The organism is Aurantiacibacter zhengii (assembly GCF_003584125.1).
Taxonomy (GTDB): domain Bacteria; phylum Pseudomonadota; class Alphaproteobacteria; order Sphingomonadales; family Sphingomonadaceae; genus Alteraurantiacibacter; species Alteraurantiacibacter zhengii.
Map to the genome: position 1 here is coordinate 79414 of NZ_QXFL01000005.1, position 23122 is coordinate 102535.

At 63.9% G+C, this 23122-nt stretch carries 21 protein-coding genes; 9 read left to right on the forward strand and 12 right to left on the reverse strand.

Annotation, left to right across the window (positions count from 1 at the left end):
- Positions 1–118: 118 nt before the first annotated feature.
- From D2V07_RS12120 to D2V07_RS12130, 3 genes are all read right to left on the reverse strand, one after another.
- A complete protein-coding gene (locus D2V07_RS12120) occupies positions 119–1264 on the reverse strand; it encodes a helix-turn-helix domain-containing protein (RefSeq protein WP_119587267.1) in 1146 nt (381 codons plus the stop codon).
- Positions 1265–1365: 101 nt separating this feature from the next.
- Positions 1366–3636 (reverse strand): phosphoenolpyruvate--protein phosphotransferase, encoded by a 2271-nt coding sequence (gene ptsP, locus D2V07_RS12125; RefSeq protein ID WP_119587268.1) that lies wholly within the window; start codon positions 3634–3636, stop codon positions 1366–1368.
- A 109-nt stretch (positions 3637–3745) separates the two neighbouring features.
- A complete protein-coding gene (locus D2V07_RS12130) occupies positions 3746–3901 on the reverse strand; it encodes a YdcH family protein (RefSeq protein WP_119587269.1) in 156 nt (51 codons plus the stop codon).
- Between the two features lie 214 nt (positions 3902–4115).
- Between D2V07_RS12130 and D2V07_RS12135 the strand changes: the two genes are divergently transcribed.
- Together D2V07_RS12135 and D2V07_RS12140 are read left to right on the forward strand one after the other, a co-directional pair.
- Positions 4116–4313: a YdcH family protein gene (locus D2V07_RS12135; protein ID WP_119587270.1), complete on the forward strand. Its 198-nt coding sequence runs from the start codon at positions 4116–4118 to the stop codon at positions 4311–4313.
- 244 nt (positions 4314–4557) lie between these two features.
- Positions 4558–5019: a DUF1465 family protein gene (locus D2V07_RS12140; RefSeq protein ID WP_233548384.1), complete on the forward strand. Its 462-nt coding sequence runs from the start codon at positions 4558–4560 to the stop codon at positions 5017–5019.
- On the opposite strand, the gene glpK is transcribed toward D2V07_RS12140, so the two are convergent.
- Positions 5016–6491, reverse strand: a complete 1476-nt coding sequence (gene glpK / locus D2V07_RS12145; protein WP_119587272.1) for a glycerol kinase GlpK — start codon at positions 6489–6491, stop codon at positions 5016–5018. The genes D2V07_RS12140 and glpK overlap by 4 nt on opposite strands.
- A gap of 34 nt (positions 6492–6525) precedes the next feature.
- Between glpK and D2V07_RS12150 the strand changes: the two genes are divergently transcribed.
- Positions 6526–7413 carry an MBL fold metallo-hydrolase gene (locus D2V07_RS12150; RefSeq protein ID WP_199698790.1) on the forward strand — a complete coding sequence of 296 codons (888 nt, stop codon included), beginning with the start codon at positions 6526–6528 and terminating at the stop codon, positions 7411–7413.
- Complete coding sequence (locus D2V07_RS12155) at positions 7398–8093, forward strand: DUF4230 domain-containing protein (protein WP_158586827.1); 696 nt, start codon at positions 7398–7400, stop codon at positions 8091–8093. Before D2V07_RS12150 ends, D2V07_RS12155 begins: the two co-directional genes overlap by 16 nt.
- On the opposite strand, the gene D2V07_RS12160 is transcribed toward D2V07_RS12155, so the two are convergent.
- The gene (locus D2V07_RS12160; RefSeq protein WP_119587275.1) at positions 8090–9310 is read right to left on the reverse strand and encodes an MFS transporter; all 1221 of its coding nucleotides are present in this window, start codon (positions 9308–9310) and stop codon (positions 8090–8092) included. The two genes, D2V07_RS12155 and D2V07_RS12160, sit on opposite strands and share 4 nt — an antisense overlap.
- 99 nt (positions 9311–9409) lie before the next feature.
- Between D2V07_RS12160 and D2V07_RS12165 the strand changes: the two genes are divergently transcribed.
- Entirely contained in the window at positions 9410–9754 is a 345-nt protein-coding gene (locus D2V07_RS12165) for a tRNA-binding protein (RefSeq protein ID WP_119587276.1), read from the forward strand.
- Positions 9755–9766: 12 nt separating this feature from the next.
- Here the strand turns inward: D2V07_RS12165 and D2V07_RS12170 are convergent, their stop codons facing one another.
- From D2V07_RS12170 to D2V07_RS12180, 3 genes are all read right to left on the reverse strand, one after another.
- The gene (locus D2V07_RS12170) at positions 9767–11719 is read right to left on the reverse strand and encodes a tetratricopeptide repeat-containing sulfotransferase family protein (RefSeq protein WP_119587277.1); all 1953 of its coding nucleotides are present in this window, start codon (positions 11717–11719) and stop codon (positions 9767–9769) included.
- A gap of 83 nt (positions 11720–11802) precedes the next feature.
- The gene (locus D2V07_RS12175) at positions 11803–14463 is read right to left on the reverse strand and encodes a TonB-dependent receptor (protein ID WP_119587441.1); all 2661 of its coding nucleotides are present in this window, start codon (positions 14461–14463) and stop codon (positions 11803–11805) included.
- Between the two features lie 369 nt (positions 14464–14832).
- Positions 14833–16542 carry a BCCT family transporter gene (locus tag D2V07_RS12180; RefSeq protein WP_233548385.1) on the reverse strand — a complete coding sequence of 570 codons (1710 nt, stop codon included), beginning with the start codon at positions 16540–16542 and terminating at the stop codon, positions 14833–14835.
- A 199-nt stretch (positions 16543–16741) separates the two neighbouring features.
- Between D2V07_RS12180 and D2V07_RS12185 the strand changes: the two genes are divergently transcribed.
- The 3 genes from D2V07_RS12185 to D2V07_RS12195 all read left to right on the forward strand — a co-directional run bounded on the left by D2V07_RS12185 (position 16742) and on the right by D2V07_RS12195 (position 19942).
- A complete protein-coding gene (locus D2V07_RS12185; protein ID WP_119587279.1) occupies positions 16742–17515 on the forward strand; it encodes a hypothetical protein in 774 nt (257 codons plus the stop codon).
- Positions 17516–17587: 72 nt separating this feature from the next.
- Entirely contained in the window at positions 17588–18574 is a 987-nt protein-coding gene (nadA, locus tag D2V07_RS12190) for a quinolinate synthase NadA (RefSeq protein ID WP_119587280.1), read from the forward strand.
- Positions 18575–18616: 42 nt separating this feature from the next.
- The gene (locus D2V07_RS12195; RefSeq protein WP_119587281.1) at positions 18617–19942 is read left to right on the forward strand and encodes a DUF2254 domain-containing protein; all 1326 of its coding nucleotides are present in this window, start codon (positions 18617–18619) and stop codon (positions 19940–19942) included.
- Here the strand turns inward: D2V07_RS12195 and D2V07_RS12200 are convergent.
- Genes D2V07_RS12200 through lipB form a run of 3 tightly spaced genes read right to left on the reverse strand, consistent with a single transcriptional unit; the run spans position 19929 to position 21757 of the window.
- The gene (locus D2V07_RS12200) at positions 19929–20837 is read right to left on the reverse strand and encodes a DMT family transporter (protein WP_119587282.1); all 909 of its coding nucleotides are present in this window, start codon (positions 20835–20837) and stop codon (positions 19929–19931) included. The genes D2V07_RS12195 and D2V07_RS12200 overlap by 14 nt on opposite strands.
- Before the next feature lie 8 nt (positions 20838–20845).
- Positions 20846–21088 (reverse strand): hypothetical protein, encoded by a 243-nt coding sequence (locus tag D2V07_RS12205; RefSeq protein WP_119587283.1) that lies wholly within the window; start codon positions 21086–21088, stop codon positions 20846–20848.
- Positions 21089–21091: 3 nt separating this feature from the next.
- Positions 21092–21757, reverse strand: coding sequence for a lipoyl(octanoyl) transferase LipB (gene lipB / locus D2V07_RS12210; RefSeq protein ID WP_119587442.1), 666 nt, complete (start codon positions 21755–21757; stop codon positions 21092–21094).
- 75 nt (positions 21758–21832) lie between these two features.
- On the opposite strand from lipB, the gene D2V07_RS12215 reads away from it, so the two are divergent.
- The gene (locus D2V07_RS12215) at positions 21833–22669 is read left to right on the forward strand and encodes a hypothetical protein (protein ID WP_119587284.1); all 837 of its coding nucleotides are present in this window, start codon (positions 21833–21835) and stop codon (positions 22667–22669) included.
- A gap of 33 nt (positions 22670–22702) precedes the next feature.
- Here D2V07_RS12215 and arsC read toward each other — a convergent pair whose 3' ends face one another.
- Positions 22703–23047, reverse strand: a complete 345-nt coding sequence (gene arsC / locus D2V07_RS12220) for an arsenate reductase (glutaredoxin) (RefSeq protein ID WP_119587285.1) — start codon at positions 23045–23047, stop codon at positions 22703–22705.
- Positions 23048–23122: the final 75 nt, after the last annotated feature.

A 23122-nucleotide genomic window follows, 5' to 3' on the forward strand; every position in this document is an offset into this window, starting at 1 on the left:
CGCGGCTCCATGCCAGTTCCTACCAAGATAGACGATTAACGTCCGCGTGAAAGCCGGAACTGGACGGCTTTCCCCCATGAATACGATCGGGCACCGGCGCACGGCCACGTGCCGCCGCTTACTGCGGTTCGGGCGATACCCCGCCGTCCTGCGGTTCCGCGGGTTCTGCACGCGGCGGCGCAGTTGCGGCGGGAGACGGGGTCGGCGTTGCCGTGGGTGCCCGGCTGGCAGTTGCCGCCGGCGTACGCGTGGCCTGCGTGGCAGTCGGCGTTGCGGAGCGTTGCGGCGTAGGCGACGGTGCGGTGGTCGCCGTCGGTCGCGATGCCGGTGCGGGTGCGGGTGCAGGCGCGGCCCGCGGCTGTATGGAAGTGACAGTCGACTCTGCGGTTTCAGGTTCCTGCGCGGCGGGCGAGCCGAGGCCGAAACCGATGGTCGTCACCCCGCCAGTTCGTGCCAGCAGCGCATCGGCCGAAATCGGCACGTCCGTCAGCGTTTCGACCTCGGTGGAAAGCTTGCGCACCGGCCGGTCGCCGATGGTTATCGCCAGCCGGTCGGGCCGTCCGGTGATGATCTGCGGATTGACCGCATCGGCGGGCACGGTGAAGGTATCGCCTTCCCGCATTGTGCCTTCCTGCAGCACGCGGCCCTCTTCATCGTAGAAGCGGACCCAGGTCTCTCCCTCGGCGGTGAATACCACCGGGCCACTGGGCTCTGCGGCTGCGGCCTCCTGCGGTTGATCCACCTGCTGCTCTGCCTGGCGTTCGGCGGCAGCCTGGGCTTCTTCCTCCCGCTGCTGTTCCACCAGCGAAGGAATTTCGGCAGCCGGTGCGAACAGCGCACGGGCAGCGAAGAAAATGCCCACGAGCAGGATGACCACGGCAAACAGCGAGAAATACAGCAGCCGTCCGCCCGGCGCGCGCGACGGGTCGCCCGGTTCGAAGGTGCGCCGCGTCTGCTGGTCGTACCGTTCGTTCGCCTCGGTCTCGTCCAGCTCCTCGCGCACCAGGCCGACAATCTCTTCCTGGTTCAGCCCCACGGTCTTGGCATAGGTGCGGGCAAAGCCCACCACGTAGGTGCGTCCCGGCATGTCTTCGAGATTGCCGGTCTCCAGGCTTTCCAGATGGCGCCGCGAGATGCGCGTTTCCGAAGCAACCTGCTCCAGCGTCAGGCCCTTGCGTTCACGCGCGGCACGCAGCTTCGCGCCAGCCGTGGCTGCGGCTTCGTTGGTATTTTCCTGCAATGTCTCTTCTTCAGAATCGGTCATGACCGCTCCAGCATAAAGGTGCTGGGTTGTTAGCGAACCCTTTGCGCTCACCACAATCGACCCGGACCAGTGAAGTCAAGCGATTGTGCAGTGCAAAAAGGCTAATCAACCTCTATTTCGCGTTCCTTGGCCCAGGCCTGCAACGCGGCGCGCATGTTTTCCGGCGGGCTGGCGAGCCAGCCCATCATGGCATCGCCTATTTCGCGGGTATCGACCTTGCGCACCAGTTCCTTGATCGGGCCCACTCCAGCGGGAGTAATCGACAGGCGGCGAATGCCGATGCCCAGCAGCGCCAGCGCTTCCAGCCGTCGCCCGCCCATTTCACCGCATACGCCAAGGTCCACCGGATAGCCCACGCAATTCTGCACCACCCGCCGAAGGAACCGCAGGATCGCGGGGCTGACCCAGTCGTACCGTTCGGCCAGCATCGGGTTCGCCCGGTCGGCAGCGAACAGGAACTGGGTCAGGTCATTGGTGCCAATCGAGATGAACGACAGCTTGGGCAGCAGCAGATCGAGCGTTTCCGCCAGCGAGGGCACTTCCAGCATCACACCGTAATTGATGACGCTGGGCAGCTTGTGCTTGCGCGACTTCAGGAAAGCCAGCTGTTGCTCGAACACCTCTTTCGCGGCGTCGAACTCCCACGGTTCGGACACCATAGGGAACATCACGTTCAACTCTCGCCCCGCGGCCCCTTCCAGCAGGGCACGGGCCTGCGCCTTCATCAGTCCTTCGCGTTCCAGCGCCAAGCGTAGCGCGCGCCAGCCCATGGCCGGGTTCTCGTCTTCCTTGGCGATCTCGCTGGAGATGTAAGGCAGTGACTTGTCGCCGCCGATATCCACCGTGCGGAAGATGACCTTCTTGCCCTTCGCCGCTTCCAGCACATCGCGGTAAAGCCGCGCCTGCCGTTCGCGCTGCGGCAGGGCGGCAGAGACGAGGAACTGGAACTCCGTGCGGTAAAGCCCGATGCCGTCCGCGCCGGTCATCGCCAGCATGCCCACATCGTCGCGGAGCCCGGCGTTCATCATCACCTGGATGCGTTCGCCATCGCGCGTGAACGGCTCCACGTCGCGCAGCTTGGCGTAGGATGCCTTCTTTTCCTTGCTGCGGGTGAAGCGCGCCTCGAACGCCTCCCGCACGCCGAAGGAAGGGCGCACGGACACGATGCCGGCATCGCCGTCCACCAGCATTTCGTCGCCCTCGCGCACCTTGCCGCGAATGTTGGACACGCGGCCGATCACGGGAATGCCCATGGCGCGCGCCACGATTACCACGTGCGCGGTGAGCGAGCCCTGTTCCAGCACGACGCCTTTCAGGCGGCGCTTGTCGTATTCCAGCAGTTCTGCCGGTCCCAGGTTCTTGGCGACCAGGATGGAATCCGCTGCCAGCCCCTTCTGCGCGGCGGTGCCAAGCTGGCCGGACACGATGCGGATCAGGCGATTGGCCAGATCTTCCAGGTCGTGCATCCGGTCCTGCAACAGGGGGTCGGAAATCTCGCGCATGCGCATGCGGGTGCGCTGCTGCACGCGTTCGATGGCCGCCTCTGCCGTCAGGCCGGAATCGATCGCCTCGTTGATGCGCCGGCTCCAGCCTTCGTCGTAGGCGAACATCTTGTAGGTCTCGAGCACCTGCTCGTGCTCTCCGCCCACGCCGAAATCGGCCTGGCTGGCCATATTGTCGATCTGCTCGCGCATGCGATCGAAGGCGAGATAGACGCGCTCGCGTTCGGCCTCGGTATCTTCGGCGACGGTCTGCTCGATGGTGATGCGCGGCTGGTGAAACACGGCCTGCCCGATGGCGAGGCCTTTCACCAGCTTCAGGCCCGTGAGCTGTTCCTGTCCCGCGTGGGCCTCCGGCAGGCGATCCAGTTCCTCGGGATCGACCAGCGCCGCATTGTTGATCAGTTCCGCCAGCACCATGGCGACGGTCTGCAGCGCCTCGATCTCCACCTCTTCGTACTTGCGCGGGTCGGCATGCTGAACGGTCAGTACGCCAATTGCCCGTTCGCGCCGCACGATGGGCACCCCGGCAAAGGAGTGGAAGCTTTCCTCGCCCGTTTCCGGGCGGTACTGGAATTCGGGGTGCGACGCTGCCTCTGCAAGGTTCAGCGTTTCGATGTTCTGGGCGATGGTGCCGGTCAGACCTTCGCCGACGCCCAGCCGGGTGACATGGACGGCGGCCTGGTTCAGGCCGCGCGTCGCGAACAGTTCCAGCATCCCCTCGCGCAGGAGGTAGATCGAGCAAACTTCGCTATCGAGCGCCTCGCCGATCGTTTCCACGACCTGGTTCAGCTTGGCCTGCGCATGGGTGCGCGATGCCATGACCTCGTGCAGGCTGGTAAGAATCTGTCTGGCGGAATGGGCGGCGGTCATCTTTCAAACCGCCTATAGCAGATTGGGAAAATTGCAAATTGCCGGCCCTGCCCCGCGTTCGTCGGTTTCTCGAAGCAAGGGCCGGCCAATCAGCCGATAGTCAGGGGCATCAATGAAGCGCGATCTCTTCCTTGAGGGCAAGTTTCTGCTTCTTGAGTGCCTGGATTCTCGCACTGTCGGGCGCGGGCCGGTTCATTTCATCGCGCAGCAAACGGTCGAGCCCTTCGTGCTTTTGCTGGAGGGCTTGGACGTGCGAAGTTTCCATGAGGCAGTCTCCTTGACAGTGTGGGCCGGAAAAAGCCCGGCCCGTGTGGTGACCCAGCACGGCAGACTGCCATTCGACTCGCGAGACAGCAGTCACCGCGCGATTGTCATGAAACCATAATAATCCTAATTCTCCAAATGGCGCGGCGACGAATTGACTTGTAGAGCCGATGGCCCGCAAATGGCTCTCACGCGGGTGGCAAGAGAAGACAGGCATGACCGAAGACGAAATGCGCAAGCGCCTTGCCTCGCTCAAGGTGGAACACCGCGACCTGGACATCGCCATAGAGGCGCTGGTGCAGGCTGGCGGGCCCGACCAGTTGCAGGTCGCCCGGCTGAAGAAACGCAAGCTGCGCCTGCGCGATCAGATCGGGCAGATCGAGGATTACCTGACGCCCGATATCATCGCCTGATTCCTTTTTTGAGCGCTCGCAGAGGGCCGTGCCGAGGCCAGAAAGCCCGCAAAGCGTACTACGCGGGGACAGGCGGGGAAAAACGCCCGAGCAAGGCTTAAATACCACGGCAAAATTTCGCATAGCGTGACGACTAGGTGGTAACACGTATTTGCACCTGCACAATAACTCGCAAAGCTTATTGTGCAGGTGCGAAGAGAATGGGCCATCATGGGCCCGGACAGGTACCGGAAATGGAGATCGCGTGACGCCAGCCAGCCTCAACCCGATGATCGTCGACAATCTCTACGAAGAGGCGCTGTCTCTCGCCGAGGAGGCTCGCGTCACGTTCGACCTCGACGATAGCCCTGGCGGCCTAAACCGCTCTGCCAGCGCGTCCCGCGTGGCCATGAGCTGCGAGGCATTGCGCACCACGACGCGCATGATGCACGCCATGGCCTGGCTGCTGAACCAGCGCGCCTTCTTCGCTGGCGAGATGAGCGAGTTCCAGTTGCGTCGCCACGGCCGCCTGCCGCCTGCCCAGCCGCAGCCGGACCGGGAGCAGATCGGTCTGTTGCCGCCCTACGTCGCCGACCTCGTGGAGCGTTCCGTCCAGTTCTACGCCCGTGTCGAGCGGCTGGATCGCGCCTGGCGCCATCAGTTCGAGCTGCAGCCCACCGCCGTCCACCGCCTGCGCCAACGTCTGGGCTACGCCTTCGCGCGCTAGACCTTCGCCAGGGCCTCGTCCCAGCGTTTCAGCCGCAGGCGTCGCACGGCATCGTCCATGGCCGGTTCGAATGTTCGCGTCGCGCCGATCATCGTCTCCGCCGCGTCCGGCAGGCTTTCCTTCATCCCGCACCCCACGGCGGCCAGCATCGCTGCGCCCAGCGCGGTCGTCTCCACGAAATCGGGCCGGGTGACCGGCAGATCCAGCAGGTCGGCAATGTCCTGCGCCATCCAGTCGTTCACCGCCATACCGCCGTCGATGCGCAGGCCGGTGCACCGCGCGCCATCGGCGGCGAAAGCGCTCGCAAGATCATATGTCTGGTGCGCCATTGCCTCCAGCGCGGCGCGGGCAATGTGCGCGCGGCCCGTGTCGAAACCGAGGCCGGAGATGATACCGCGCGCCTCCGGCCGCCAGTGCGGCGCGCCCAGGCCCGACAGCGCGGGGACGACCACGACGCCGCCGTTGTCGGAGATGGAACGCGCCAGTTCCTCGGTCTCGGCAGCGCTGCCGATCAGGCCCAGTGTATCGCGCAGATACTTTATCAGGCTTCCCGCCACGAAGACCGCGCCCTCGATGGCATAGTGGCGCTCGCCATCCAGCTGGTAAAGCACCGTGCCCAGCAACCGGTGATCCGACCACGGCAGCGTGCTGCCCGTGTTGGCTAGCACGAAGGCACCGGTGCCATAGGTCGCCTTGGTCTGGCCGGGTGAAAGGCACCCCTGCCCGATGGTGGCGGCCTGCTGGTCCCCCGCCATGCCGCAGATGGGGATGCGCCCGCCGAACAGGTCCGCGTGGGTATGCGCCAGTTCGCCCGCGCTATCGGTGATCTGCGGCAGCGCGGCGATGGGCACACCGAACAGATCGCACAGGTCCGCATCCCAGCCCGAGGCATCGAGCGCCATCAGCAGCGTGCGGCTGGCATTGCTGGCGTCGGTGATATGCGTGTTGCCGCGCGTCAGCTTCCACACCAACCAGCTTTCCACCGTGCCCAGCGCCAGCCTGGCGCCCTTGACCGCTTTCGCCACCGCCTCCTCGCTGTCGAGCAGCCAGCGCATCTTGGTGCCGGAGAAATAGGGGTCGAGCAGCAGCCCGGTGCGCTCCCGCACCATCCCCTCGTGCCCGGCATCCTTCAACTGTGCGCAAAAATCGGTCGTGCGCCGGTCCTGCCAGACAATGGCGCGGCTGAGCGGCTCGCCGGTCGTCTTGTCCCATGCCACCACCGTCTCGCGCTGGTTTGCGATACCGATGGCGGCAATCCGGTCCGCGCCGCCCGCCTGCTTTACCATCGCCTGCGCGCAGGCGAGCGTCCTGTCCCAGATTTCTGCCGCATCGTGCTCCACCCAGCCCGAGCGCGGATAGTGCTGCGTGAGGTCCGCCTGCTCCATCCCGCGCAGCGTGCCATCCTGCGCGAACAGCATGGCCCGGGTGCTGGTTGTGCCTTCATCCAATACGAGGATGGACTGGTCGATCATTGGATTTCCTCTCCTTTATCGCCATATGCACCCCATGGCGATTTCCCCGCAACCCCAAGACCCCGCAAGCTGGCCGACAGGCAGCGCCGAACAGTTGGAGCCGCTGGTGCGCCGCGTGCTGGCGCCCAATGCCTCGCCCTTCACCTACACCGGCACGCAGACATACATTGTCGGCGGTGACGAGGGGCTGGCGGTGATCGATCCCGGCCCGGCGGACGACGACCACCTGGCCGCGCTCCAGTCCGCCATCGGCGAGGCAACGGTTTGCGCGATCATGTGCACCCACACCCACCGCGACCATTCGCCTGCCGCCGCGCCGCTGGCCAAGGCGACCGGCGCACCGATCGTCGGCTGCGCGCCGCTGCACCTCCATTCCGATGCCCCGCGTGTGGACGCTCCGTTCGATCAGGATTACGCCCCCGACCGCGTGATGGAGCATGGCGAAGCGATGACGGGGCCGGGCTGGACATTGCGCGCGGTCGCCACCCCCGGTCACACCTCCAACCACCTGTGCTTCGCGTTGGAGGAAACGGGCGCGGTTTTCACCGGCGATCACGTGATGGGCTGGTCGACCAGCGTCGTCGTGCCGCCTGATGGCGACATGGCGGATTACATGGCCAGCCTGCACCTCCTCTACGAGCGCGAGCAGGACCGCATCTATTACCCCGCCCACGGCCCGGCAGTGGAGAAGCCGCGCCAGCTCGTGCGCGGCATGATCGGCCACCGCCGCCAGCGCGAGCGGCAGATCCTGCGCCTGCTGGGCGAGGAAGCGCGTTCCATCGCCGCGCTGGTGCCGGTGATGTACAAGGGCGTGCACGAGAAACTGTGGCCCGCCGCCGGGCAAAGCGTGTTCGCCCATCTCCTCGATCTGGAACGACGGGGCGAAGTCCAGCGTTCGGGGGATGTATGGCAGGCGAACTGAAACAGGACGAAAGTACGCGCATCGGCGCGGCACCCCCACCCGCGGGCCCGCCGCCTGCACGAACCGTGGCAAGAGGCGCTCCGTGGATCGTGGTCCTGCTGCTGGTGGTGGCTTTGGCCTGGCTCGCTTACGAGAAATGGGGACCGGAAGAACGCGGCGATATCGTTGCAACGTCCATGCTCGCCTTTGAAAAGCAGAACGCGCTTACCGTCTTTTCCAGTCGGTTCGATGTGGTGGCCGAAAGTGTCAGCACGCCAAGCGTGGGCCCGTTCGACGTGGATGCATTGCAATCGCGACAGGCGATGATCGTGCCCGCCACGGTGGAATACCGGCTCGACCTGTCGGAGATGGACCGCGGCGACTTTTCTTGGGATGAGGCAGGCCAGAGCCTGTCCGTTATGCTGCCCCCTCTCGAAGTCTCGCAACCCAATCTCAACGAAGCCGAAGCGCGCTATTTTACCGACGGGCTCTATGTCAGCCGCGATGCGTCCGTCTCGCTCAGCCGCAATAACTCGCGGCAGGCGGCGGAGCGGGCGAACGATTTCGCGCGCAATCCCGAGGTTATGGGCCTTGCCCGCAGCGCCGCGCGCGAAGCGGTGCGCCAGAACCTTGCCATTCCATTGCAGGTTGCCGGTTTCGGCGAAGTGGAAGTGCGGGTGCGCTTCCCCGACGAAGGCTAGCCCTCGCCCTCATCCTCCAGCACGGCAGCCATCGGTGTGGTGCGCGGCAGGGACTGGAAATCCTGCTGCTCCGCCTCCGGCACGGGCTGGCTGACAGCCATGCGCCAGATGCCGAACAGCGCGCCGCCAAGCGCGACGACGCCGATCGAACCGAACAGTCCCGGTGGCCCCAGGGTGGCCATGGCCACCGATCCCAGCATCGGCCCGCCCGCCGCGCCGACCGAATAGAGCAGCACCAGCCCGCTGCTTGCGCCTACTCGCTCGCTTTCGTCAAGGTGGTCGTTCGAATGCGCCACGCACAGCGGGTAGAGCGCGAAAGAGAAGCCCCCGAACAGCGCGCCGACCAGGAAGATTGCCGCAGGTTCCTGCACGAAGGCCAGCGCGCCGCATAGCGCTGCTGTCACGCCCATGCACACGATGATGACGCGGCGGCGGTCGAACCGGTCGGACAGGCGGCCGAGCGGATATTGCAGGACCACGCCGCCGCTGATGACGCAGGACGTGAACAGCGCAACCTGCGACAGCGGCAGTCCCATGCGCTGCACGAATACCGCGCCAAGCGCATAGAAAGCGCCCAGCATGACGCCGTTGGACAGGGTACCCACCACGCCCAGCGGCGATGCATCGTAAAGCCGTTTCAGGCTGAAGGGGGCGACCTCTTCCAGTACCGGCTGGGCGATCTTGGTCAGCACCACGGGCAGGACGGAGAGGGAGAGCAGCACGGCAGAGGCCATGAACGGCAAGGCGGGTGACTGGTCCCCCAGGTTCAGCAGGAACTGCCCCACGGCCTGCCCGGCGTAGAGCGCGATCATGTAGGCGGCCAGGATGGCGCTGCGATTGTCGGGCCGAGCCGTGCGGTTGAGCCAGCTTTCCAGGCACACGAACACCCCGCTCATCGCGAAGCCATCGGCAAAGCGCAGCACCACCCACAGGGCGGGCGTATCGATGATGGCGTAGGTCAGCGAACTGGCTGAGTAAAACGAGACGAAAGCGGCAAAGGCGCGGATATGGCCCACCCGCGCGATCAGCGGCGACACGCGCAGCGCGCCCAGCGTCAGCCCGCCGAAATAGCTGGTGGCGACAAGGCCGATCAGCAGCGCGCCCTGGCCTGCCTGCTCCAGCCGGATGGCAATCAGCGTGCTTAGGAAGCCGCTCCCCGCCATGAGGACGAAGATCGCCAGCAGCAGCGTGCGGACCGAGTTGAGCGAGCCGATCATTTTTCGCCCCTAGGCCCGATAGTGCGCCAGTTCCACCCCCTGTTCAATTACCTTTGCGGCGTGGTGGACATGCCAGGAAGCACTTCATAAGAACGCCCGATGGCACAGATCGATTTCGAGCAATTCATGGCGGTCGACATCCGCTGCGGCAGCGTGGTGGATGCCCAGCCCTTTCCCGAGGCGCGCAAGCCCGCGATCAAGCTCTGGGTCGATTTCGGGGGCGACATCGGGGTGAAGAAATCATCGGCCCAGATCACCGATCATTACACGCCCGATGCGCTGATCGGTCGCAAGGTCATGGCCGTGGTGAACTTCCCCCCGCGCCAGATCGGGCCATTCATGTCGGAGATACTGGTGCTGGGCTTTCCGGACGCCGATGGCGCGATCGTGCTGGCTGGTCCCGATAGTGGGATCGAATTGCCCAACGGGGCCCGGCTGGCGTAGGATTCTCTTGGCCTAGCCCGGAAAACCGAGGGCGGCGCGCAGGTCGCCCAGCCACGGATCGTAGGGCACCCACGCCCCCTGCCCGCTGCGGTTGATTGGCTGGCGCACCTGCTCGCTGCTGGCGGTGCGCACGGCCCGCGCCGTCTGGTGGAAGTTGAGGCAGCCCTCCTCGAACGGCAGGCCGCAATAGTCCAGCATCCTGCGGATCTGCCCCTCGGGGTCGTCCAGCACATCCTCGTGCTGCACGCGCAGCACCTTGCCCGGCAGCACCTCGTCCCAGTGCTGCATCAGGTCGACGTAGTCGGCGAAATAGCGGCCAATCTCGGTCAGGCCGTAGGTGAATTCCTGCCCTTCGGCGAACAGTTGCTTGAAACCCGAAAAACAGCAATCCATCGGCGCGCGGCGGGCATCGATGATCTTCGCATTGGGCAGGATCAGATGGATCAGGCCGATGTGGCGGAAATTGTTCGGCATCTTGTCGATGAAGAACGGCGCGCCCTGCCGGTGGATCGCGGTATTTTCGATATATTGCTGGCCGAATTTTTCGAGCTGTTCGCTCGTGAGGTCATGCAGAACTTGCGGATAGAGCGACTGCCCCGCCTTTCGACCCCGCAGCCGGTGGGCCAGCGCAAGAATGTCGGGCAGTTCCAGCGTTCCGTCGACCTGGCTATGGCTGGCGAGGATCTGCTCCAGCAGGGTAGAGCCGGCCCGCGGCAGGCCAAGGATGAAAATCGGGTCCGGCGCGTCGTGACCTGCGCCTTCGTGGCTGGCGAACAGCTCGGCCGTGCAAACCTCGCGCTGTTTTGCCAGTTCGGCGCTCATCGTATCGGCATCGTAGCGCGTCTGCGCCCGTTTTAGCGCGTTGCCACGCTCGTAATGCTGGAAGCTGTCAGCGTAATTCTCGCGGTCTTCGTGCGCCTTGCCCAAGGCGAACGACAGGTGGACGCGGTCCATGAAAGCAAGGTCCGGCCGCGCGGCCTGCTCTTCCATCCGCGCCATTTCGTCGTCGGAAAAGCGATAGGTCTTGAGGTTCGCCAGCGCATACCACGCGTCCCCGTGATCGGGCTTTGCGGAAAAGGCGGCGCGGTAACTTTCGATGGCGCGCTCGGTCTCGCCGGTGGTTTTCAGGGCGTGCCCGCGACTGGTCAGCGTAGCGGGATCGCCGGGCACTTTTGCCAGCACCTGCTCGAACAGGCTGAAGGCACGTTCGTAATCGCCCGTCTGCATCGATTCTATGGCGAGGTGTGACTGGAACAGCGGGTTGCCGGGGTCGCTCTCGTAAAGGCTCTCGGCCTCTTCGCGCGCGCGGTCGAACTTTTGGCGGCGGCGCAGCGCGTCGATGTAATCAAGGCGTACCTGCATGTTCTCCGGCTCGAAAACGCGGGCGCTTTCCAGCAGGAACTCGGCATCGTCCAGAACGCCCAGCTTGATGCCGATCTGCGCCAGCAGGCGCATCCCCTCGACGCTTTTGGGATTGGCACGGAGGTAATGGCGGCAGATTTCCTCGGCCCTCAGCACGCGGCCCTCGTGCAGGTGGTGGGTCACCGCCACCAGCTCTCGCGGCAGGCTGGCGATCCGCTGCGCCTGCGCCTGTGCGGCGCGGGCTTCCGGACCGCTTTGCAACTCGGCAAGCGCGCGCCAGCTTGCATCGAGCGCGGGATTGAAGCGCACGGCCCGCTGGAATGCGGCGACGGCCTGCGCGCTGTTTCCTTCTGCCCGCGCAAGGTGCCCCGCCTCCTGCCACGCGCGGCCGTATTCGGGCATCACCGCGTGCAGACGCGCAAGCATGTCCGACGCCTCGCCATGGCGTTTCAGGTAGCGCAGCGCCACGGCGGCCATGTACAGCGCTTCTCCATCGCCGGGTTCGGCTGCCAGCACACCTTCGGCCAGCGCCAGACCCTGCGGGAAATCGCCCGACTGCATCGCCTTTTGCGCCAGCGCCAGTTGTTCGTCGCGGTTTTCCATGCGCCTGCCCTTAACAAAGCAAAGCGGCGGAAGCGAACCCGTCGTCCGCCCCCGCCGCCTTTACGCCAGACAGTCAGTCCGGATCAGTAGTCGTAGGAGACCCGGAAGCCGACCGTGAACGGGCGGTTCGTGGTGATCCGCGCACGGTCGTTCACGAAATTGCCCGAGATCTGCGCCCGTTTGTCGAACAGGTTCTCCACGTAGGTCTCGAAGCGCCACTGGTCGGCAACCACGCCCGCGGCGAAGTCGACCACCGTGTAGGGGTCGAGCTTCAGCCTGTTGATCTCGATGATGTCGGTGAACTTCGATGCCGAATAGGTGATCTGCGGCTGGACGTAGGCTTCCAGCGTGCGCGACAGGTCCCACTCGTAGCGAATGCGGGCGTTGCCCTGGAACTCCGGCGCGAAGGCCAGCGGCTCTCCTGCCACCACGTCGTCGGTCGGCGTCAGCACTTCTGTGATCTCGGTATCGAGGATCGAGAAGGCACCGGCAAAGGTGAAGCCCGGCAGCGAATAGGGCGCGACTGTGAAGTCACCTTCCACCCCGTAGATCTCTGCATTGGCCGCGTTGTCCGAGAAGAACAGGTTGGTGATGCTGGGATCGAAGATGGTCGTCTGCAGGTTGCTGATGTCGACATAGAAGGCCGAACCGTTGAAACGCACCTGGCCGTCGACCAGGTCGAGCTTCCAGCCCAGTTCGTAGTTCTGCACCTCGTCGGTTTCCAGTTCGAACGGGACCGTGAAGCCCTGCCCGTTGGTGGCACCGCCGGGACGGTTCAGCAGGCCGGGACGGAAACCTTCCGAGTAGGTCGCGTAGATCAGCGTGTCTTCGCTGGGCGTGACCTGGAGGGAGCCCTTGTAGATGAACCCGTCCGTCGCCGCGACATCGGGTGCGCGCACCGCGTTGAACACCTGCTGCGCCTGCGCGGCGGAGAGACCCGCGTCCTGGATATCCTGCAGGCTGTCTGCCAGCGTGAAGGTCTGGCGCAGGTCGGCGTTACAGCTGCCGATGAAGGTGTATTCTCCGTCCCCGTCGTACAGGTCGTTCAGGTCGGTGCCGAAGGCGTTGGCATCCTCTGCCGCGCCAGCGTTGCAGAACGAACCGTTGGCGCTGCCTTCGAAGTCCACCTCGATATCGTAGTAGCGCGCACCCAGCGTGATGGTGAGCAGGTCGGGCACGATGTCGAAGCTGGCTTCGCCGAAGATACCGATCTGCTCGTCCGTGCGGCGGATGTCGTTGCGGAAGATCGTCGCCGCCGGGAACGGGCCCGGATCGGTGAAGAAGCCATCCTGCGGGAAGTTCGGTGCGAAGCCCCCGAACGGTGCGGCAGCGATATTGCCCGGATAGTTGAAGTCGTTGCGCTCCTTCAATTCCAGGTCGGAATAGAAGCCGCCGGCGGTGGCGCGGATGCGCCAGTCTTGGGGCGTGCTGAAGCGCAGTTCCTGGGTGAACACGGTCGTGTCGCTGTCGGACGTCACGTAGAGGTTCGGGGCCTGGCAGGTACCGCTGGGATCATTCGAACCGGGGTAGCTGACCGAACCGTCGCAGATGTAATAGGGCAGGTACTGACCGACGAACAGGTAATCGGTGTAATCGATGCGCTGCTGCGTTTCACGGTCGGTGTAGGCACCGGTGTAAACGACATCCAGCATTGCGAGACGCCCCTCGACGGTCCAGCTGGTGTTGCTGAAATCGTCTTCCAGGCGGTCGTCCTCGAAACGCTGGATTTCCAGGTCGTCGAGACCGCCAAGTTCCGGATCGGCGAAGAACACGCCGTCACTTTCCAGGCTCTGCCGCGAATGCGCGACCGTGACCGTCCAGTCGGGGGTCACTTCCCACAGGCCGGTGACGCGGAAACCCGCATAGGTGGTGTCGTTGAAATTTTCTTCGACGAGGCCCGAGTTGTCGGCATCGAGGAACGTCACGTCGGACAGGTCGGCGGTGGACTGGAAACCCGCGCGCAGATCACTGACCGGTACCCCGTTCGACCGGACGGTGCCCGCAGGACGGAAGCGCGCGCTTTCGCTGAGATTACGCGTGCCCTGCACGTTGTCGATATAGCCGCCCTGGTGATCGAGATAGGCCACGCCGCGCAGTGCGACATTGGCCGACACCGGAATGTTGAGCATGAGCTCGGTCTTGTAAGACGTGTCTCCGCTATCGGTGAAGGATACGCCTGCCTTCGCCCCGGCATCGAAACCTGCAAGGCTGGGCTTGTTGGTGATCAGCCGCACGACACCCGCTTGCGAGCTGGCGCCGAACAGCGTGCCCTGCGGCCCCGAAAGCACCTCGATACGCTCGAGATCGGCTGCGTAGACATCGAGGTTGCGGCCCGGCTGGGCAAGCGGCTGCTCGTCCAGGTACATGGCGACGTTGGGAGCCAGCCCGGCAACGCCGGCGGTGGTGAGGTTGGGCGTGGTGGAAGCAAGGCCGCGGATATAGATCGTCGACTGGCCCGGCCCGCTGCCGCCCGCCGTAACGGTGGGCAACTGCTCGAGGTAATCCTCGAAGGTATCGATGTTGAGTTCCTCGAGCCCTTCCTGCCCCAGGGCCTGCACGGAAACCGGCACGTCCTGCAGGTCTTCCGAGCGCTTGGTGGCGGTCACCACGATGGTCTGCACGCCGCCCTGGCGGGCCTGACGGGTGGGCTGGGTGGTTTCGCCGCTCGCGTCCTGTGCCGCCGCGGGCACCGCAAGAGCGATGGCAAGCGCGCCGACAGACGCGCCAGTAATATATTTGGACATTAGGGGTTCCCCTTGTTTCGGTGAACACGCCGCAGCAGGATTGCGCAGCGTGATCTGGAAATGCATGCAGCGCAGCATTCAAAGAAATGCGCGCGTGCGGTGCACGAATAGCGGGGAAGGTCCGGAGTTTCTACCGCAGTGCGGCATATTCGGGGGTTACGAAAAATAGTTGTTGCATAACGACAACAATCAAGAAACGGCTTAAGAATAAATCAAATAGAAAATCTGTTCTATTTCGTAATTCAAATCATTGGAATTTTATTCTCATCTTACGCACGTGCTTATCATAGGTATCCACACCTATAGATTTGAACGATGCCCTAAGAGTATATATGTTTCGTAATTTCTATTTCGTTTTTAACAAATGTTCTATTTGTTGGCTTCCCATTCCTCGCAGGCATCTGCAGTAGTGGGAACGCCGTAATGCTTGCGGATGATGTCGAAGACGATCGCCTTCACGATCGACGCAGCCATAAGCGCGACCACGATCGAGAACGGCAGCGCGCCGATGATCATGGTAATGCGGATCGCGTCGATCCCGCCGATGATCAGCATTGAGCCGACCATGAACGCCAGGGCCGCACCCCAGAAGAGGATGTGGCGGCGGCGCTGGCCCTCGGTCTCGCCTGCGCCGTTGATGGTGTTCACGATCAGGATCGCGCTGTCGGCGCTGGTAATGAGGTAAGTCATCAGCAAAACCACGACGAGAGCCGAGAAGGCCCATGCCATGGCAGGATCGAGCATGACCGCCAGCGTCGCATAGAGCTGATCCGAAATACCGGTTCCGATAATGGCGCCATCGGCAACGCCGCTGAGTTCCAGGTCGATTGCCGTGCCGCCCACCAGTGTCATCCAGACGAAGCACATCACAGAGGGTGCCAGCAGCACGCCCAGCACATATTCGCGGACTGTCCGCCCTCGCGAAATGCGCGCGATGAACATGCCCACGAATGGTGCAAAGGCGATCCACCAGGCCCAGTAGAACACGCTCCAGTCCAGTTGCCACTGCACCAGCGCATCACCGGTCTCGGTGCCGCCCGAAAACAGCGTCAGTGCGGTGTAGGGTAGCGTGCGGATATAATCGTAGATGCCCACGCCCAGCAGTTCGAGCCCGTAAAGCCCGGCACCCACGAAGGCGAACAGCGCCAGCAGCGCGAACGACAGGCCAAGGTTGATGTTGGAAAGCCATTTGATCCCCTTGCCCACACCAGACAGCGCGCTGAGGGTTGCGGCGCCCACCAGCACCACCAGTGAAACGATGATCGCGGTTGGTGTGGAACTGCCATCGGCATTCAGCAGCCAGTCTCCCAAACCCAGCCTGTCCAGCCCGGCCACGAATTGCTCCACACCAAGCCCCATCGTCACCGCCACGCCCAGGATCGTGGCGACCACGGCGACAATATCCACCACGTGCCCGACCCCGCCGGACATCCGTGCGCCGAAGAGCGGCGCTAGGGCCGAACGGATCGTCAGCGGCAGGTTGCGGCGATAGGCGACATAGCCGATGGCAAGGCCGACCAGGCCATAGGTTGCCCAGGCGGCCAGCCCCCAGTGCAGGAAGGTGTAGATGTAGGCAGGCCGGATGGCTTCGGCGCTCATCGGCTCTATCGTGCCACGGATGATGTCAGGGTTGTTCTGGAAATGCGCCAGCGGCTCGCCCACGGAATAGGTGAGCATGCCAATGCCGATGCCGGCACCGAACAGCATCGCGAACCAGCTGAACCGGCCGAATTCAGGCTTTTCACCCGGATTGCCGATGAGAAGGTTTCCCGTTTGCGGCAGCACCGCCAACCCCAGGGCCGTGACCATCACGGCTGCCACGAGATAGACGTACCAACCCGCAAAGGTCGAGATGATCGTGCTGTTGGCCGCAGTCAGCGTTTCGTTGGCGCTGACGGGGAAGAAGATCGCCCACATGATGATGAGCGAGACGATGATCTTGGAAGGGATCGTCACGGCGCGGCTGAAACCGTCGTAGAAGCCGCGATCGTGCGTGTTGATTGGAAGGTCCACCAGTGGCGGGGAAATCGGTGCGTCTTCACCGGGGTCCACCGGAACTGTCGGAACCTGCTGTGTCACGCGTAACCTCACTGCTTGAAAAACAACGCATTGCCCGGCGCTGAAATGCGCATGCCGGGCAGGTCGTAGGGGGTGTTGCGCGTGAGCATAGGGTTTTGCCCGTGCATTGCAAACGCGCCCGCCCCCCATGGGGCCTTGACCGGAAACCGCCGCGCAGCCAGATTTCGGATCAGGACGCCGACTCAATGGGGGATTGACGATGGCAACACAGGCACCGCCTCTTCAGGCGCGATACGGCACAACGCGTTTCTACACGGTCATGGCGTGGATCATGTCGCTCGTGATCGTGGCCGGGTTTTCGCTCAACCTCGCCATGGGGCGGTCCACCTTTGCCGTGCCCGCGGCCTACCATATCCATGCCGTGATCTTCATGAGCTGGATCGGGCTTTACCTCGCCCAGCACATGACCATGGCAAGAGGCGCGATCGGCCTTCACCGCTCGCTTGGCAGGCTCGCCTACCTGCTCGTGCCCGCGATGGTCGTTGCGGGCAGCGTAGTGATGGTGGTCGTCGCGCGGCGAACGGGCGGGCCGTTCTTCTTCGACGTCAACGAATTCCTCATCAGCAACGTGGCCACCCTGTGGTGTTTCGCGGGCCTGGCGCTCTGGTCGCTATCGCGCCGCCGCTACACCGGCTGGCACCGCCGCCTGATGCTGGTGGCGATGGCTATCCTTACGGGGCCGGGCCTTGGCCGTTTGCTGCCCCTGCCCTTGATGATCCCCAACGCATGGACGATCACCGTGGCGCTTACATTCATCTGGCCGGTCATCGGCATGATCGCGGACAAGCGACGGGACGGGCACGTGCATCCGGCATATATATGGGGCACGGCGATCTATGCGGGCACTTTCCTCGCCTCGATGCTGCTTGCCAATTCACCGCTTGGCTACGCCATAACAGAGTGGGTGATCGCGGGCACGCCGGGGGCGGAACGTCCGATGGAAGCATTCCTGCCGCCGGGTTTCGCAATGTAGGCGGAACCCCCTCGCCAGCCGGCCCGTTGGCATTATAAGAGCGACCGAACGCTATTTGACGGGACGACTTGCATGAACGACCAGACTTCCATCCCCGCCGGTATCGACCTGCGCGAAGAGATCGACCGCCTGCGCAAGGAGCGCAACGCGGTGATCCTGGCGCACTATTACCAGAAGCCCGAACTGCAGGACCTGGCCGATTTCGTGGGGGATTCGCTGGAGCTGTCGAAGAAGGCGGCGGAGACCGATGCCGACGTGATCGCTTTTTGCGGCGTGAAGTTCATGGCCGATACCGCCAAGATCCTTTCGCCCGAGAAGATCGTGGTCCTGCCCGACATGGAGGCGGGTTGCAGCCTCGAGGATTCCTGCCCGCCGGAAAAGTTTGCAGCCTTCCGTGCCAAGCACCCAGATCACATCGCGCTCACTTACATCAACTGCTCGACCGAGGTGAAAGCCCTGTCGGACGTGATCGTCACCTCGTCCAGCGCCGAGACCATCCTGGAGCAGATCCCCGAAGATCAGCCGATCATCTTCGGCCCGGACCGGCACCTTGGCGGATATCTCAACCGCAAGTTCGACCGCGAGATGCTGCTGTGGCCCGGCGTTTGCATCGTGCACGAGGCATTCAGTGAGCGGGAACTGCTGAAGCTGAAGGCGCAGCATCCCGAAGCGCCCATCGCCGCGCACCCCGAATGCCCGCCGCACATCATCGACCATGCCGATCATGTCGGCTCCACCAGTTCGATCCTGCAGTTCGCCAAGACCTTCCCCGGCGACACCCTAATCGTGGCGACGGAGCCGCATATCATTCACCAGATGGAAAAGGCGCTGCCGGAGAAGACTTTCCTCGGCGCACCGGGAGCGGACGGCAACTGCAACTGCAACATCTGCCCCTACATGGCGCTCAACACCATGGAAAAGCTGTACCTGTGCCTGCGCGACCTCGAACCGCGTATCGAGATCGAGGAAGGCCTGCGCCTGAAAGCCAAGGCCAGCCTCGACAAGATGCTGGAGATGGCCAGCGGCACCATCGGCAAGGGTGACCTTGGGCGGGTCTGACGCGTCAGGGCACCGCGTCATGCTTCGCGCGTTACCCTTTTCATGAAAGCCGAAATCCTCTGGGTGTGGCGGCGGCTGAACGCCAATTACTGGTTCTATCCCGCGCTTTTTGCCTTCACCTCGCTGGTGCTGGCCTTCATCTGCATCGCCGTGGACCGCAGCGGCTGGTTCGAATGGATCAACGACGTTACCTGGCTCGCGCCCGCCCGGCCCGAGGGTGCATCCACAATGCTGCAGGTGATCGCCGGCAGCATGATCGCGGTCGCCTCCACCGTGTTCTCCATCACCATCGTCGCGGTCAGCTATGCCAGCGGCACCTACGGTCCGCGCCTGCTCACCAATTTCATGGAAGACAAGGGCAACCAGCTTTCGCTGGCCACTTTCATCGGCACATTCGTCTTCGCGCTCACGATCCTGCGCACCGTGCGGGCGGAGGACGAGGAGGCCGCGACAGCCGCCGATGCCGCGGCCACCGCCCTTCCCGGGTTCGTGCCGCAGGTCTCGCTGCTGATCGCCTTCATCCTGATGATCATATCGGTAGCGGTGCTGGTGTTCTTCCTGAACCACGTGCCGTCCAGCATCCGCATCAACAACGTGATCAAGGATATCGGGGAGCGCCTGCTGGGCGCGGTTGCGAAGACCTATCCCGACAACGGCAATGAGGACGTGCCGGTCCATCGCCCGCGCGGCCACCCGCTGCGCGCGGCCAAGGCCGGTTACATCCAATTGATCGATTTCGGCGATCTCGACAAGCTTGCCCGCCGGTGTGACTGCGAGATCACCCTGATGGTGCGCACCGGCGACTTCGTCCACGAGGGTATCTCGATCCTGGAGGTCGCCAAGGGGTCGTGCGACGACGGGTGCATGACGGAACTGCGCCAGTGTTTCACGCAAGGCTCCAGCCGCACGCCGGAGCAGGACCCGGAGTTTTTGATCGACGAACTGGTGGAAATCGGCCTGCGCGCACTGTCGCCCGGCATCAACGATCCCTTCACCGCGGTCACTTCCCTGCACTGGCTGGGAGCGGCCACGGCTGATCTAGGGCGACGACGCCTCGTGAAAGATATCTGCGACGGCGATGCGGAAGACTGTCCGGTGCATCCGATAACGGACGATTTCAAGCACTTCGTCCAGCGCGGTTTCGGGGCGATCCGCAGCGCGGTGGCGACCAGCCCGATTGCGGCGAAAATCATGCTCGACACCCTGCGCAATGCAGCACTCACCATCGAGGGCGAGAAGCGCCGCGAACTGCTGCTGGGGGAAGCCGCACAGTTGCGTGAACAGGCCCGCCTGGCGCTGCAAGGGCCGGACCTGCGCGAAGTGGAGGATAGGTTCGATTCGGTGATGAAGGATTTCAAGCGGCGTTAGCGCGCGGTTCTGGCGGAGCCTTTGGCCCCGTCACCCGCGCCAGCACCAGCGCGCTGCCCACCAGCACGATGCCCAGCAGATCCAGCGGCACCAGCAGTTCGTCGAACGCCAGCCACCCGATCACGGCGGCAACGGCAGGCTGGGTGAGCAGGGCGATGCCGATCACCAGTGGCGGAAAGGCTTTCAGCGAATAGACCAGCAGCCCCTGCCCCACCAGCTGGCTGGAGAGGGCAAGCACCAGCACCGGCGTCCAGTCCGTAGGCCAGAAGGGTTCTCCGGAAAGTTGCGCCACGACGAACAGCACCGCCACGCTGGCGCTGCTGGATACCGCGAGCAGGCTCCAGCTACCGAAGCTGCGCCGGGCATCCTGCAACAGCAGCAGGTATCCGGCGTAAAGCAGTCCCGCCAGCAGGCAGAACAGGTCGCCCACGAAGTTGGTTGCCGATAGCTCCAGCGAGCGGCCCAGCAGTATGGCCGCCCCCGCGAAAGCGGCGGTGATCGCCTGCCATTCGCGCCCCTTCGGCAGGCGGTGCAGCATCACGAAGCCCCAGACCATCAGGATCACGCTGCCCGAATTGCCAAACAGCACCGCGTTGGCGAGCCGGGTATCGCCGATGCCGACGTGCCAGCTGGCAATGTCGAGGCCGAAGAACACGCCGCCTGCCAGCACCAGCAATACCGCCTTTCGCGGGATGCCGCCCACGCGCTCTCCCCTGACGGCAGCGATCAGGAACAGGAACGGCAAGGCCAGCGCAACGCGCCAGAAGCCCGCGCTGACAGGGCCGGTATCGGCCAGCCGAACCAGCCACGGCCCGCAGGCAAGCGCCATGTTGCCCAGCAGCAGCGCGGCAAGGGCAAAGACCCTTGCGCCAAGTGGCTGCTCGCCCCCGCTCATGATTTTCGCTATTCAGTCTCTTCGCTGGCGGAGGCGTTTTCCGCGTTTTCCCCGTCTTCGGCTTCTTCCATCAGCGGCGCCTGCGAGCGCACCTGGTCAAGCGGCAGCATTGCGTCGCTGATCGTGCCTTCCAGCACTTCGCCCGACGCCTCGCGCCCGTCGTCCTGGGTGTCGACCTCCGGTTCGTCATTGCAGGCCGAAAGCGCGAGCAGCAGCGGCGCGGCAACAGCCATGGTGCGGATGATGGACATGGGTCAGGCAGGCTCCGTTTGCGAGATGGCAGCGAGGAAATCCCCGGCGCGCGCCAGCAATGCCTCATCCCAGTCCCCGGGTGCAACCGTCTTTCCCAGCGCTGCCATGCTGGTGACACCGTATTCCGAAATACCGCAGGGCACGATGCCGGTAAAATGGGAAAGGTCGGGTGACAGGTTCACGGCGAAACCGTGCATCGTCACCCAGCGCCGCACGCGCACGCCGATGGCGCCGATCTTGGCTTCCGCGCCGCTGGCGTCGTGTGTCCATATGCCGACGCGTTCGGGAACGGCAAAGGCCTCCACCCCGAAATCGGCAAGCGTGGCGATCGCCCAGCCCTCCAACGCGTGGACGAACTGGCGCACGTCCTTCGTCCGCTTTTTGAGGTCTAGCAGTACGTAGGTGACCCGCTGGCCGGGGCCGTGATAGGTATAACGCCCGCCCCGCCCGGTATCGACCACGTCGAACCGGGGATCGACCAATTCGGCCGCGTCGGCGCTGGTGCCTGCCGTGTAAACCGGCGGGTGCTCCAGCATCCACACCAGTTCCTGCCCCTCGCCCGCGGCAAGCGCCACGTTGCGCGCCTCCTGCTCGGCCAGCGCCTCACGATAGGGCACCTGCCCCAGCGAGCGCCGCCATTCTATCGCCGGATCGGGGGAAAGCTGCATGTCATTCATGGTTGGCGATTGCGTGGCGGGTGCGAAGGCGCTTATCAAGAGGGCATTCGCGAAACAGAGGACAATATGGCGACAAAACTGGACCTTGGGCGTGCATGGAACGAGGCGATGGCACTGCTGTCGGCGAACCGCGACGTTATCCTGATCGTCGCGGCGGTTTTCTTCTTCCTGCCCAATGTCATCGCCACGCTGCTGCTGCCCGCGCAGGATGTTCTGACAGCGCAGCTGGAGGCACTGGGAGACCAGCCTGATCCCGAAGAAATGATGGGCGTGTTCGCCGACTTTTTCGGCCAGAGCTGGTGGATATACCTCGTCTTCGGTCTGGTGCAGGCGGCGGGCGTCATGGGCCTGCTGGCGCTGCTAACCGACAGCTCCCGCCCCACGGTGGGCGAAGCGCTGGGGTTCGGACTGAAAGCCCTCATCCCCTACCTCGTGGCACAGATCCTGTTCGGGATTCTGATGGTGGCCGTACCGATTCTGCTGACAGGCATCGGTGCCCTGATCAGCATTGCACTGGCGTCGCTGATGGCCTTCGTCGGTCTGATCGTGGCGGTCTATATCTGGGTCAAGTTCTCGCTGATTTCTCCGGTCATCGCCATCGAGAAGGTGATGAATCCGGTAACGGCGCTCGCCAGGTCGTGGAAGCTGACCAAGGGCAACTCCCTGCGCCTGTTCGCCTTCTTCGTGCTGCTGGTAATCTGTGCTGCGGTCCTGTGGCTGGTGGTCAGCCTGGTGCTGACGCTGTTCGGCGTGTTTGGTGAAGAGATCGGACTGTTCGCCATGGCCATCGGCAGCGGGTTGATGAGCATGGCGTTCACCACGGTCATGCTGGTGGTGCTGGCCGCAGTTCACCGGCAGCTGTCCGGAGCCGGTGGTGAACCGGTAGGGAAGACTTTCGAATAGACTGACCCGGCTGCCGCCCTCGCGGCGCCAGGATCAGAGAATTTCCTCGACCCGTTCCACCGGGCGACACAGCCGCACGCCCTTTTCGGTCTCCACCAGGGGCCGCTCGATCAGCTTCGGGTCGGCGGCCATCGCGTCAAGCACGGTGTCGTCATCGGCATCGGGCAGGCCACGCTCCTTGGCGTCTGTTCCGGAAAGACGCAGCCCTTCTGCAGGCGAGATTCCCGCATCGAAGTAGAGCTGCGCTAGCTTCGCCTTGGTCGGCGGGTTCTTGAGGTACTCGATCACCTCCACGTCCACGTCATCGCGCTCGTGCAGGATTGCCAGCGTGTTGCGCGATTTGCTGCATTTCGGGTTGTGCCAGATGGTCGCTTTCATGGGGTTTCTCCGGGAACTGGTGCAGCCACGCCCTAACCCGGCAAAATAATTCTGCAATCGAGAGATTTAGTATTG